The 12597-nt window shown below is 73.2% G+C and carries 15 protein-coding genes; 6 read left to right on the plus strand and 9 right to left on the minus strand.

The window, feature by feature from the left end:
- On the plus strand, positions 1–984 hold a 984-nt coding region (locus VIG76_RS02920; protein WP_331950870.1), incomplete at its 5' end, for a Gfo/Idh/MocA family protein.
- Positions 981–1712 carry a ThuA domain-containing protein gene (locus VIG76_RS02925; protein ID WP_331950872.1) on the plus strand — a complete coding sequence of 244 codons (732 nt, stop codon included), beginning with the start codon at positions 981–983 and terminating at the stop codon, positions 1710–1712. The genes VIG76_RS02920 and VIG76_RS02925, both read left to right, overlap by 4 nt.
- Here the strand turns inward: VIG76_RS02925 and VIG76_RS02930 are convergent.
- Positions 1709–2224 carry a MarR family winged helix-turn-helix transcriptional regulator gene (locus VIG76_RS02930; RefSeq protein ID WP_331950874.1) on the minus strand — a complete coding sequence of 172 codons (516 nt, stop codon included), beginning with the start codon at positions 2222–2224 and terminating at the stop codon, positions 1709–1711. The genes VIG76_RS02925 and VIG76_RS02930 overlap by 4 nt on opposite strands.
- A gap of 311 nt (positions 2225–2535) precedes the next feature.
- Between VIG76_RS02930 and VIG76_RS02935 the strand changes: the two genes are divergently transcribed.
- The 3 genes from VIG76_RS02935 to VIG76_RS02945 are packed head-to-tail and all read left to right on the plus strand — an operon-like array spanning position 2536 to position 5461.
- Positions 2536–3279, plus strand: coding sequence for a sugar phosphate isomerase/epimerase family protein (locus VIG76_RS02935; RefSeq protein ID WP_331950876.1), 744 nt, complete (start codon positions 2536–2538; stop codon positions 3277–3279).
- Positions 3276–4388, plus strand: coding sequence for a Gfo/Idh/MocA family protein (locus VIG76_RS02940; protein ID WP_331950879.1), 1113 nt, complete (start codon positions 3276–3278; stop codon positions 4386–4388). The genes VIG76_RS02935 and VIG76_RS02940 overlap by 4 nt, the downstream gene beginning before the upstream one ends.
- On the plus strand, positions 4388–5461 hold the full coding sequence (locus tag VIG76_RS02945; protein ID WP_331950881.1) for a Gfo/Idh/MocA family protein: 1074 nt from the start codon (positions 4388–4390) through the stop codon (positions 5459–5461). The genes VIG76_RS02940 and VIG76_RS02945 overlap by 1 nt, the downstream gene beginning before the upstream one ends.
- Before the next feature lie 13 nt (positions 5462–5474).
- Here the strand turns inward: VIG76_RS02945 and VIG76_RS02950 are convergent, their stop codons facing one another.
- The 8 genes from VIG76_RS02950 to VIG76_RS02985 all read right to left on the minus strand — a co-directional run bounded on the left by VIG76_RS02950 (position 5475) and on the right by VIG76_RS02985 (position 11840).
- On the minus strand, positions 5475–6251 hold the full coding sequence (locus VIG76_RS02950; RefSeq protein WP_331950883.1) for an SDR family NAD(P)-dependent oxidoreductase: 777 nt from the start codon (positions 6249–6251) through the stop codon (positions 5475–5477).
- A 1-nt stretch (position 6252) separates the two neighbouring features.
- Positions 6253–6558, minus strand: a complete 306-nt coding sequence (locus VIG76_RS02955; RefSeq protein WP_331950885.1) for a hypothetical protein — start codon at positions 6556–6558, stop codon at positions 6253–6255.
- 45 nt (positions 6559–6603) lie between these two features.
- Positions 6604–7410 carry an inositol monophosphatase family protein gene (locus VIG76_RS02960; protein WP_331950887.1) on the minus strand — a complete coding sequence of 269 codons (807 nt, stop codon included), beginning with the start codon at positions 7408–7410 and terminating at the stop codon, positions 6604–6606.
- Positions 7411–7497: 87 nt separating this feature from the next.
- On the minus strand, positions 7498–7740 hold the full coding sequence (locus tag VIG76_RS02965) for a hypothetical protein (RefSeq protein WP_331950889.1): 243 nt from the start codon (positions 7738–7740) through the stop codon (positions 7498–7500).
- Between the two features lie 46 nt (positions 7741–7786).
- On the minus strand, positions 7787–7936 hold the full coding sequence (locus VIG76_RS02970; RefSeq protein ID WP_331950891.1) for a hypothetical protein: 150 nt from the start codon (positions 7934–7936) through the stop codon (positions 7787–7789).
- A 55-nt stretch (positions 7937–7991) separates the two neighbouring features.
- Positions 7992–9593, minus strand: coding sequence for an APC family permease (locus VIG76_RS02975; protein WP_331950894.1), 1602 nt, complete (start codon positions 9591–9593; stop codon positions 7992–7994).
- 126 nt (positions 9594–9719) lie between these two features.
- Positions 9720–10871, minus strand: coding sequence for a CaiB/BaiF CoA transferase family protein (locus tag VIG76_RS02980; RefSeq protein WP_331950896.1), 1152 nt, complete (start codon positions 10869–10871; stop codon positions 9720–9722).
- An 18-nt stretch (positions 10872–10889) separates the two neighbouring features.
- Complete coding sequence (locus VIG76_RS02985) at positions 10890–11840, minus strand: proline iminopeptidase-family hydrolase (RefSeq protein WP_331950898.1); 951 nt, start codon at positions 11838–11840, stop codon at positions 10890–10892.
- A gap of 84 nt (positions 11841–11924) precedes the next feature.
- On the opposite strand from VIG76_RS02985, the gene VIG76_RS02990 reads away from it, so the two are divergent.
- On the plus strand, positions 11925–12395 hold the full coding sequence (locus VIG76_RS02990; protein ID WP_331950900.1) for a hypothetical protein: 471 nt from the start codon (positions 11925–11927) through the stop codon (positions 12393–12395).
- Positions 12396–12597 lie beyond the last annotated feature (202 nt).

The following is a 12597-nucleotide window of genomic DNA, read 5'->3' on the forward strand; positions in this document are numbered from 1 at the left end:
GTCGCTCTCGCCGGCCAGGAGCAGCCGCGGCTCGAGGAGCTCGGTGCCGGCCGCGGGGTGCCGAACCTCTACCACGACTGGGAGGACCTCGTCGCGCGCGACGACCTCGACGTCGTGAGCATCGGGGTGCCGAACCACCTCCACCATCCGATCGCGATCGCCGCGCTCGGCAGCGGCAAGCACGTGTTCTGCGAGAAGCCCCTCGCCCCCACGGGCGCCCTCGCGCAGGAGATGGTGGATGCGGCGCGAGCCGCCGACCGCGTGCTCGAGATCGCGTTCAACCACCGCCGCCGGGCCGACGTGCAGTACATCCGCCGGTACCTCGACGAGCACGACATCGGCCGGATCTACCACGCCCGCTCGAGCTGGCGCCGGCGCGTGGGCATCCCGGGCCTCGGTTCCTGGTTCACGAACCGGCAGATGGCCGGCGGCGGCCCGATGGTGGACCTCGGCCCCCACATGCTCGACATCGCGCTCTACCTGATGGGCGAGCCGCGGGTGACGAGCGTCAGCGCCGTCGCGTACGAGGAGCTCGGCCGCGCCGGGCGTGGTGGCCGCGCCGGGTCGAAGACGACCGGCGGCACCCGCACGTTCGAGGTCGAGGACTTCGCGAGCGCGCTGCTGCGGCTCGACAACGGCGGCAGCCTGCACCTCGAGACCTCCTGGGCCAGCTACTCGGCCGACGAGGAGGACATCGCGGTCGAGCTGCTCGGCTCGACCGGCGGCGTGCGCCTCTTCGTGCGCGACTACGCGACGGACGACACGATCCGGATCTACTCGGATGTCGCCGGCGCGCCCGTCGTGTCGGCCCCCGAGGTGCACGTGCCCGGCGGGCACCACCTCGCGGTCATCGAGGAGTTCGTCGCGACGGTCCGCTCGGGCTCCTGGGCGAACGCCTACGGGGACTACGCGCTGCACCGCAGCCGCGTGATCGACGCCGTCTACCAGTCCGCAGCGGAGCACCGGGAGGTCGAGGTCGCATGAGGATCACCGTCTGGAACGAGAACCTGCACGAGACGCGGGGCGACGAGGTCGTCCGTGCGAACTACCCGCGGGGTATCCACGGCGCCATCGCGGAGGGCCTCGCGGCCCACTTCGCCGGAGGCGACGACGTGATCCGCACGGCCACGCTCCAGGAGCCGGAGCACGGCCTCACGGATGCGGTGCTCGCCGAGACGGACGTGCTGCTCTGGTGGGGGCACATCGGCCACGCGCAGGTGGCCGACGAGGTCGTCGCGAAGGTGCACGAGCGCGTGCTCGCGGGCATGGGCCTGCTCGTGCTCCACTCGGGGCACTACTCGAAGATCTTCCAGCGCCTCACCGGCACCACGAACTCGCTGCTCTGGCGCAACGAGGGCGAGCGGGAGCTCGTCTGGACCATCGACCAGACCCACCCGATCGCCGCCGGCGTGCCGAGCCCGATCGTGGTGCCCCGGCAGGAGATGTACGGGGAGCCGTTCGACATCCCGGTGCCCGACGAGCTCGTGTTCGTGTCGTCCTTCACCGGCGGCGAGGTCTTCCGGTCGGGCGTGACGTACACGCGTGGGCTCGGCCGGATCTTCTACTTCTCCCCCGGCGACCAGGAGTACCCCGTCTACCACCAGCCGGAGATCCTGCAGGTGCTGGCGAACGGCATCCGCTGGGCCGCGCCGCGGCAGGCGTTGCGCGCGCAGACCGCCCAGAACGCCCCGACCGACTGGTTCCTGACCTAGGCTCCGGCCTCCGCGGCCGTCTCGGCGGCCGCCTCCATCGCGAGCAGGTCCAGGCTCTCCGGCGACGGCTCGCCGGCCGCGTCGCTGAACCGGCGGAACCCCTCGATGGTCGCGGCCCTGCCCTCGGCGGGCATCCGCCCGAGGATCGCGGCGAGCGCCTGCTCGCGCCGCAGCCGCGTCTGGTCGACGAGGTGCACGCCCTTCGCGCTCAGCTCGAGCGTGATCAGCCGCCGGTCGGTCGGCTCCGACCGACGCTCCACCCACCCTCCGCGGACGAGCCGGGCGACGAGCCGGGTGCCGGTGGACGCGGTCACGCCGAGCCGGGCGGCGAGCGCCCCGGCCGGGGTGGGCCCGAGCGCGCGGAGCAGCACGAGGGCGCGGAACTGCGGCATCGTCACCTGCTCCATCACGGGGATCAGCGACGCCGCGATCACGCCCACCATCGCTCGGGTGCCGCGGACCGCCTCGGCGAGGTCGAGCGCCTCGAGATCGGCCTGCTCGTCAGCGTCCATGCCCGGCCTCCTGCCGGCAGCCGAGGTCACCCGGGCAGCGCGTGCGCCGGGCGGGGTTCATGCGGAGCATCCGGCCTCCTCGGCCAAGGACAAGCGACACCCCATTGTGGAGGGTCGCACCCTTCCCGCGCGCGTCCGGAGGAGGACCTCGTGCTCATCCCGGCCCCGACTGCGCCGCCCGCGACGCCGGTCACGCTCACGGACGGGGCGCGGCGTCCACAGCCTTCGTGGAGGGGCGCAACAAACCGTCGGCGCTAGCCTGAAGGAGCGGCGCCGGCGAGCGCGCCGCATCTCTCGCGAAGGAGCGCCCCGTGCCGGCTCAGCCCTTGTCCGTCCAGCTGTACTCGGTCCGGGACGCCGTGGCCGCCGATCTCCCTGCGGCCCTCCAGCGGCTGGCCGGGATCGGGTTCACGGCCGTCGAGCTGTACGGCTTCGTCGATCGCGCCGACGAGTACGCGGCGGCCCTGAAGGATGCGGGCCTCACCGCGCCCTCCGGCCACGCGCCCGTGCTCCAGTACGACGACCCGCGGGCGGCGTTCGAGGCGGCGAAGACGGTCGGCCTCGGCACGCTGATCGACCCCCACCACCCGGCGCCGAACTGGCAGTCGGCCGACGACATCCGCTCCGCCGCCGAGCGGATGAACCGGATCGCCGCCGCGGCCGCCGAGTTCGACCTCGCGTTCGGGTACCACAACCACGCCCACGAGCTCGAGGCGCAGTTCGACGGCGTGAGCGGCCTCGAGCTGCTCGAGCAGCACCTCGACCCGGCCGTCGTGCTCGAGGTCGACACGTTCTGGGTCACGGTCGGCGGCGGGAACGCGCCCGAGCTGCTGAAGCAGCTCGGCGACCGGGTCAGGTTCATCCACGTGAAGGACGGCCCGATCTCCCGGGACACCTCGACGCAGCTGCCCGCCGGGCAGGGCGACGTCGACGTCCGCGCGGTGCTCGCCGCGGCGCCGCAGGCCATGCGCGTGCTCGAGTTCGACGCCTACGCCGGCGACCCCTTCGACGGTCTGGCCGAGTCCTTCCGCTTCGTCAGCGAGCTCGAGCGATGAGCCGCGGTCCCGTCGGCATCGGCGTCATCGGCGCCGGGGTCATCAGCGACCAGTACCTGACCAACCTCACGACGTTCCCCGATGTCCAGGTGCGCTTCGTCGCCGACATCGATCTCGACCGCGCCCGCGCCCAGGCGGAGAAGTACGGCGTCGCCGGATCCGGATCGGTCGACGAGCTGCTCGCGGACGACTCCGTCGAGATCGTCGTCAACCTCACCATCCCGGCCGCCCACGCCGAGGTCGCCCACAAGGCCCTCGACGCCGGCAAGCACGTCTGGAACGAGAAGCCGCTCACGACCGACCGCGAGAGCGCGACCGAGCTGCTCGCCCACGCCGACCGGGCGGGCCTCCGCGTCGCCTGCGCGCCCGACACCGTGCTCGGCGCCGGCATCCAGACCGCGCTGCGCGCCGTCCGCGAAGGCGTCATCGGCACGCCGCTCAGCGCGACGACGATGATGCTCTCCCCGGGCCCGGAGTCGTGGCACCCGAACCCCGCGTTCCTCTTCGCCCGCGGCGGCGGGCCGCTGCTCGACATGGGCCCGTACTACCTGACGACCCTCGTCTCGGCGTTCGGCTCCATCGCCTCGGTGGCCGCCACCGGCTCGACCGCGTTCCCGACCCGGACGATCGGATCGGGGCCGCTCGCCGGCACCGAGTTCCCGGTCGAGGTCCCGACCCATGTCGGCGCGCTGCTCCGGTTCGCCGAGGGCGGCGCCTCCGCGCAGTCGACCTTCAGCTTCCAGTCGGCGCTCGCTCGCCAGGGCTTCGTCGAGATCACCGGCACCGACGGCGTGCTCGTGCTGCCCGACCCGAACCGGTTCGAGGGCGACACCGTCGTCTGGCGGCGCGGATCCGACGAGCCGGAGACCCTGCCGGCGGTGGGCGCGACCGCGGGCCGCGGCCTCGGCGTGCTCGACCTCGCCCGCGCGATCCGCACCGGCGGCACCGAGCGGGCGAGCGGGGCGCTCGCGGCTCACGTGCTCGACGTGATGCTCTCCATCGCGGAGGCGGCCGGGAGCGACCGCTTCGTCGACGTGGGCAGCCGCGCGCCGCAGCCCGACCCGCTGCCGGCGGACTGGGATCCGGCGGCGAGCACGGACCTCGGCTGATGCGCGCTGGCCTCATCGGCGGGGGCTTCATGGGGGCCGTGCACACCCGGGCGGCCCGCGCGGCAGGCGCCGAGGTCGTCGCGGTCGCCACGAGCTCCCCGGAGGGCGCACGACGTGCCGCCGACCGGCTCGGGATCGCCACGGCGGCCGAATCCGTCGAGGCGCTGCTCGCGATGGATCTCGACGTCGTGCACGTCTGCTCGTCGAACGGCGCCCACCTCGAGCACGCGCTCGCGGTGCTCGCCGCCGGCATCCCGGTGATCTGCGAGAAGCCGTTGGCCACGAGCGCGGCGGATGCGGCCCGGCTCGCGGACGCCGCCCGGGAGGCCGGCCTCGTCGCCACCGTGCCGTTCGTCTACCGCTTCCACCCGATGGCCCGCGAGGCGCGCGACCGAGTGCGCGCGGGTGGCCGCGTGTTCACGATCCAGGGCGCCTACCTGCAGGACTGGCTGCTCGAGCCGGAGGACGACGACTGGCGCACCGACCCGACCGCAGGCGGCCCGTCCCGCGCGTTCGCCGACATCGGCTCGCACCTCGCCGACCTCACGGAGTTCGTGACCGGCGACCGCATCGTGAGGCTGCAGGCCCTCACCCGCACGGTGCATCCGGAGCGCAACGGCCACCCGGTCGGGAGCGAGGACGCCGCGGCGCTCGTGGTCGAGACCGCCTCCGGCGCCATCGGCACCCTGCTCGTGTCGCAGGTCGCCGCCGGGCACGACAACGGCCTCGTGCTCGAGGTGGGCACCGCGGGCGGATCGGTCCGCTTCGAGCAGGAGGATCCGAACCACCTGTGGCTCGGCGCCCGCGGCGAGTCGAGCGTGCTCGGCCGGGGCGCGGCGCAGACCGGGACCGAGGCGCAGCGCCTCTCGCTCGTGCCGCCCGGGCATCCGATGGGCTATCCCGATGCCTTCGCGGCGTTCGTCGGCGACAGCTACGCCGCGATCCGCGGCAGCGCGCCCGACGGCCTGCCGACGTTCGACGACGGACTCCGGGCGGCGCGGCTCACCGACGCCGTGCTCCGCTCCGCCGAGACGGGCGGATGGGTCGACACCGCGGACGCAGCGGAGGCCTGATCGGCGAGCGCCGTCAGCGGGCGGTCCAGCCGCCGTCGATCGCCAGGGTCTGCCCGGTGATCAAGGACGCAGCGGGCGCGGCGAGGAACACGACCGCGTCGGCCACCTCGCGCGGCACCCCGATGCGGTGCAGCGCGGCGATGCGCTCCACGGTGTCGGCCCGGAACACGGGGTCGGACAGCGCGGGGGCGGTTCCGTCGGTCTCGATGAAGGTCGGGGCCACGGCGTTCACCCGGATGCCGTCGGTGCCCCACTCGACCGCGTGGCAGCGGGTCATGTGCACGACCGCGGCCTTCGCGATGCAGTAGGCGGACTCCCCGGGCAGCGCCACGAGGCCGGCCTGCGAGGCCATGTTCACGATCGCGCCGCCGCCGGTCGAACGCATGCGCTTCGCGGCATGCTGCGACAGGGCGAAGGCGCTCCGCACGTTCCAGGCCCAGACGTGGTCGAAGTCCTCGAGCGTCACGTCGGCCGCCGGCGCCGACGGGATGCCGCCGCCGGCGTTGTTCACGAGGACGTCGAGGCCGCCGAGCGCCTCCACCGCCGCATCGAGCGCCGCGCGGCTCCCATCGATGTCGAGCACGTCCATCGCGAGCGGCACGGCACGCCGGCCCAGCGCCTCGATCTCCGCGACCGCGCCGTCGTCGTCCGACACGTCGCGCAGCCCGAGACCGATGTCGGCGCCCGCCCGGGCGAGCGCGACCGCGATGGCCCGCCCGAGGCCGCGCCGCGCCCCGGTGACGACGGCGGCCTGCCCCGTCAGATCGAACCCGCCGGCCCGATCCGCCACCTCAGTGCCCGCCGTCCGGCGCGGCCTGGTCGGCGACCGGCCCCACCGCATCGGCGTCCGGATGCCGCGGGATGTGCACGTCGCCCGGCTCGATGTCGATCTGCCCGTCGTCGTCGTAGTCGCCGGTGCCGGGCAGCAGCTTCACCTTGCTGCGGTCGATGTCCGGGTCGTCCAGCGCGGGGCTGCCGGCCTGGTCGTCCTGGAGCGCCTCCACGTCGCGGTCGCTGCTGGGGCTGTAATCGGTGTCCTTGCGCTCCCCGGGCGGCACGTTCGGCGGGGACTCGAGGAAGGGGTCGTCGTGGCTCATGCGTCGACGCTAGGTCGTCGCCTCGGGGGTTGCCTGCGTGCGGCGTCAGGCCCCGAGGCGCTGCAGGAGGTCGTCGAGCTCGTGGACGACCAGGGGCGCCCCCGCGATCACCATGCGGAATGCGGGCCCCTCCCCCGCCAGGCCGGTGATCAGGCCACCCGCCTCGGTGACGAGCAGCCCGCCTGCGGCCTGGTCCCACGGGTTCAGGCCCTGCTCGAAGAACGCGTCCAGGCGCCCGGCCGCCACGGAGGCCAGGTCGATGGCCGCACCCCCGGTCCGGCGCAGGTCCCGCACGAGCGGGATCAGCTGCCCTGCGACGCGGGCCTGGTTCCCTCGCACCTCCTGCGTGTAGTGGTAGCCGGTGGACACGAGCGCGCGGTTCAGCGGGACGGGTCCCCGCACGTGCAGCTCGCGATCGCCGAGATGGGCGCCGCCACCGGCGGTCGCGGTGAAGAGCTCGCCCAGCGCGGGCGCCGCCACGGCCCCCGCGAGCGCCCGCCACGTCACCGGGTCCGGCTCGCCCTCGACGACGGCGATGGAGACCGACCAGTTCGGCAGGTCGTAGAGGTAGTTCACCGTGCCGTCGATCGGGTCGACGACCCAGGTGAGCCCGCTCGACCCCACCTCGGCGCCGGACTCCTCGCCGAGGAACCCGTCGTCCGGCCGGGCAGCGGCGAGGCGGCCGCGGATGAGGTCCTCGGCGGCCTTGTCCGCGGCCGTCACGATGTCGATCGGCGACGACTTGGTCCCCTCGACCGTGACGCCCTCGCGCCGGAGCCGGGCGGCGAGCTCGCCGGCCTCCACCGCCGCCTCGCGCGCGATCCGCAGCAGCTCCGCCGTGCCCGCGCTCATCCCTGCATCTGCTCGCCGCTCATGCGGGCACGCTAGCGCCCGCCGGGAAACGGATGCCGAGCGTGCGCCTCGCCCGTGCGGGGACGGTCAGCCTGCGGCCCGCCAGACCGCCTCGATCCTCACGCCGTCGGCCGTCTCGCTGATGTGCAGTGCCACGTCCGCGCCGAGCAGCGCGTCGTCGACGGTCGCTCCATCGGCGGCGGCCTGCTCGGCGAGCCGCTCGAACACCACGGCGACGGCACGTCCCCAGTCCTGCGGATGACGGCTCGTCGTCTCCTCGGCCGCCGCGTACTCGCGGTCGGCCGAGGGGGCACTTCCCTCGCTGGTCATGCCAGCACGGTACCGGGACGGGCGGTGAGGCGCCCGAACCGGCGGTTCAGAGCGACGTGATCGGCGGGACGCCGAACGTCTTCGGCGGCCGCAGGTCGTGCGGCACGGCGCTCTCGGGGCGGTCGGCGTCGTCGCCGAGCACCCCGTTCGTCTGGTCGAAGACGTGGGGCACGGGATCCGATCCGGATGCGGTCATGCGCTCACCATCGCCGTTCCCGCCGCCCGCGTCCAGCGCCCGTCCGGGGAGCCCGTCACCGGATCCGCTCCTGCACCGGCAGGCGGTCCGCCGAACGCCGGTCGGGCCGGGCGATGAAGAAGTAGATCGCGCCGATGACCAGCAGCACGATCACCACGTTGAGCGTGATCCAGTCGAGGTTGAAGAGCGCCCCACGGGGGCTGCCGAGGCCGGTCGGCACGACGATGTTCAGGAGCATCGCGGCCAGGTAGATCGCGGCGACGATGCTCACCGGCCACCCCCACCGCCCGAGCCGGAACGCACCGGCTGGCTGCCAGCCGCGCGCGCGGGCGATCATCGATCCGATGACCGTGAGCAGGAAGGACAGGTAGATCCCGGAGACCCCGAAGGAGACCAGCGCGGTCAGGGCGTTGATCCCGGCCGGGAACACGAACCAGAGGATGTGCACGTCCTTCGCCGGGTTCACGTTGACGAGCAGCGTGAAGAGCACGGGCACGATCCCGGCGACGAGCAGCGCGTTCGCCGGGGTGCGGAACCGCGGCGACACCCGGCGCAGCCAGCCGCTGGCGGGCAGCTGACGGTCGCGGGCGTAGGAGAAGAGGAGCCGGGAACCGGCACCCTGCACGGCGGTGCCGCACGAGAAGAAGGCGATGCAGACGACGAGCAGGAACACGTCCTGCACCCACTGCGGCAGCTGGCTGAGGATGAGCGGGATGCCGCCGGTGAACGACACCGCGGCGGAGTAGCCCTTGTGGCTGGCCGGCGTCGCGAGCAGCAGACCGGCGACGAGCACGAACGAGGCGATGCCGCCGTAGATCAGGGACGACCGCATCGCCCGAGGCACCTGCCGGGAGGCGTTCTTCGTCTCCTCGGCCACGTCGCCGGCGGATTCGAAGCCGTAGAAGATGTAGCTGTGCGCGAGCACGGCGACGAGCGCGGCCGCGACCCACGAGCCGCCGAAGTCGACGCCGAGCGGGTTCGTCTTCGGGTACTGGGCGCCCTGGGTGGTGAACAGGAAGTCGAGCCCGTGGTGGAAGCCGGCGATCGCGAGGGCGATCGCGACGCCGAAGGTGCCGATCGTCTCGACGTAGACGCCCATCCGGCTGATCCGGCTCATCGCCTTCGCGCCGACGGTGTTCACGAACGTCTGGATCACGATGAGCAGCACCGTGACCACGAGGATCGTGGAGTGGTTCGTCGCGTCGAGCTTCATGCCGAAGAGGTTGTTCAGCAGCGCGGCGAGGTACCCGGCCATGCCGGTGTCGACGCTCGCGACCGTGACGAGCAGAGCGAGGCCGTAGATCCAGCCGACCCACCAGCCGTAGGCGGGGCCGACGCTGCGCTTGCCGTACTGGTAGAGGGCCCCCGCGATCGGGTAGTGGCTGCCGAGCTCGCCGAAGACGAGCGCGACGAGCAGCATGCACAGCACGACCGGGATCATCAGCCAGATGTACGCCGGGCCGGCCGCGCCGGCGCCGAGGACGAACAGCGAGTAGACCCCGACCATCGGCGAGAGGTAGGAGAACGCGATGCTGAAGTTGTCGAACAGGCCGAGCACCCGGCGGAGCTCCGGCCGGTAGCCGAGCGACTCGAGCTGGGCGTCCTCGTCCGCTGCCGTCGGGGTGGTCGAGGCGGGATCGGGCGCGGTGGCGGTCATGAGGCTCCTTCGTCGTTGAAACGAGCACGCGGGCAGGCACCGGCGGAAGTCGGGGGGCGCCTGCTGACGAGATGCTAGGGAGCGGGGCGTGCACGCGCCAGAGGCGCGCTGTGAGCGTGTCGAGCGTCAGCCGTCGTCGCCGTCGCGCTCGTCGAGCCAGCACGCGGCGGTCGTCGAGCCCAGTGCGGGCGGCGGGGTCCGGTAGGCCGCCGGCGCTCCCGAGAGGCGGATGGGATCGGCGGCCTGGCGGGGACCGCCCTCCTCCCCCACCACCATGCCGAGGCCGAGCCGCTCCGCGAGCGCGAACGCCTCCGCGACGCTGTTGACCACCCCGGCCGGCACGCCCGCCCGGGTCAGCCGCTCCTGCCACTCGGCCCCCGGGGCGCGGCCGATGCGGTCCTGGAGGAGCGCGTGCAGCGCGGCCCGGTGCTCGACGCGGAGCGCGTTCCCGGCGAAGCGTGGGTCGTCGGCGAGCTCCGGCAACCCGACCTCCCTCGCCAGGGCGGCGAACTGCTGGTCGTTGCCGACGGCCACCGCCAGCACCCGGTCGGCCGCCTCGAACGTCTCGTAGGGCGCGATGCTCGGATGCGCGTTCCCCACCCGCGTCGGCGACCGCCCCGTCGTCAGGGCAGCAGAGCCGGCGTTCACGAGCCCGGCGAGCAGCGACGAGAGCAGGTCGACCTCGATCCGCTGCGGGCCCGGCACCTGCTCCCGCCTGCGGAGCGCGAGCAGGATCCCGCTGAACGCGTTGAGCCCGGTCAGCACGTCGACGAGCGCGACGCCGACCTTCAGCGGCGGCCGGTCGGGCTCCCCCGTGATGCTCATCAGGCCGCCCAGCGCCTGGACGACGAGGTCGTAGCCGGGCAGCGCGGCGCCGGCGCCCGACCCGAAGCCGGTGATCGAGCAGTGCACGATGCGGGGGTTCGCCGCCGCGAGCGCCTGGTAGCCGAGCCCGAAGCGCTCGAGGACGCCCGGACGGAAGTTCTCGATCACCACGTCCGCGGTCGCCGCGAGCCGCCGCACCGTCTCCCGGCCCTCTCCCGAGAGGTCGCAGACGAGGGACCGCTTGTTGCGGTTCACCGCGGCGAAGTAGGTCGCGTTCCCGTCCGCGCCGACGGGCGGCCGCCACGACCGCGTCTCGTCCCCGGCCGGGCTCTCGATCTTGATCACGTCGGCGCCGAAGTCGGCGAGCATCATCGTCGCGTACGGCCCGGCGAGCACCCGGGTGAGGTCGAGCACCCGGATGCCCTCGAGCACCCCGCCGGGTCCGTCGTTCACGGCCCGTGGATCCGCGGGTCAGAGCCCCGTCAGGAAGTCGATGAGCCCGGGGAAGTAGTGCGACGGGTCGTCGAACTGGCTGAGGTGGCTGCCCTCGGGGCAGTGCAGGTAGCGGCCGTTCGGCAGCTGCCCGGCCATCCACTCCATGTAGGCGGGATCCATCGTGTCGTGCGTGCCGCCGATGGTGAGCGTCGGCACGGTGATCGACGGGAGGTCCGCCGAGCGGTCCCAGTCCTCGAGCGTGCCCTTGAGCCCGAGCTCGCTCGGTCCCTGCATCGGCACGTAGATGGCGTTGTTGATGTGCGTCAGCCCGCGCACGACCGGGTCGGGCCACTCGTCGACCGGGATGCGGCACACGTGCAGCGCGTAGTGGTGCTCCATGAGCAGCGCCTCGTAGCGCGGGTCGGCGGTCGTGCCCTCCGCCTCGAACCGCTGGATCTCGGCGAGCACGTCCTGGTCCATCGTCGGCATGAGCACCTCGCGGGCGTACCGGTTGTACTCCGGCGCGCTCGCCATCATGTTCGAGATGACGAGCCCCTTCAGGTGCTCCTGGTGGCGCACCGCGTACTCGGTGGCGAGCAGGCCGCCCCACGACTGCCCGAGCAGCACGAAGTTCGAGGCGTCGAGGCCGAGCGCGACCCGTACCTGCTCCACCTCGTCGACGAAGCGGTCGAGGTTCCAGAGCGACGGGTCGTCGGGCTGGTCGCTGCGGAACGACCCGAGCTGGTCGTAGTAGTAGTACTCGATGCCCGCGCGCGGGAACCAGACGTCGAAGGGCTCGTAGAGCTCGTCCGTGGAGCCCGGGCCGCCGTGCAGCAGCAGCACCTTCAGGTCGGGGTTGGTGCCGACCCGCTTCGTCCAGACCGAGAACTCGCCGCTCGGCGTCCGGATGGGGATGCGCCGCGCGCCTCCCGAGACGACGTCGCGGGGGTCCCAGGTGCTGGTGTCGAAGTAGGCCTCGTTGCTCACGGATTCACCCTAGATCGCGCCGCCCACCTGTTCCCCAGGCGCCGGGGCCACGATGCGGTCCGACAGGATCGAGAGGACGGGGACATGGCCCGGCTGCTTCGTGGACTCCTGGTCGGCCTCGCGGCGGGCGCTGCGGGCACGACCGCGTTGAACACCGCGTCCTACGTCGACATGGTGGTGCGGGCGAGACCCGCGAGCAGCACCCCCGAGACCTCGGTGACGCGACTCGCCGAGCAGGTCGGCGTGCAGATCCCCGGGGACGAGGGGCAGCGGAAGAACCGGATCGAGGGCCTCGGCCCCCTGCTCGGCATCGCGGCCGGCCTCGGCGTCGGCGCCCTCGTGGGGGTGGCCCGCGCTGCGGGCATCCGCTCGGGGGCCGTGACGGGCACGCTGCTCACGACGGCGGTCGTGCTGGTGGCCTCGAACGGCCCGATGACCGTGCTCAAGGTGACGGATCCGCGCACCTGGTCGGCGACGGACTGGATCAGCGACCTGATCCCGCACCTCGCCTACGGCGTCGTCACCCACGCGACGGCGGTCGCCGCCGACCGCTGACGCGCGGCTGACTTGCGGCATCCCCGCGACTGCTGTCCGCACGGACAACTGCTGCCGCTGAAACACCGACAGATGTCCGCACGGACAGCAGACGCGAGTGTGCGCGGCGGTGTCGCCGCGCACGTCAGGCGCGGCTGACGCGGCCCCGGGCGATCAGCACGGCGGCGCCGAGCATCGCCGCGCCCCACACGAATCCGAGCAG

Source organism: Amnibacterium sp. (assembly GCF_036559085.1).
In the GTDB taxonomy this organism is placed as follows: Bacteria; Actinomycetota; Actinomycetes; order Actinomycetales; family Microbacteriaceae; genus Amnibacterium.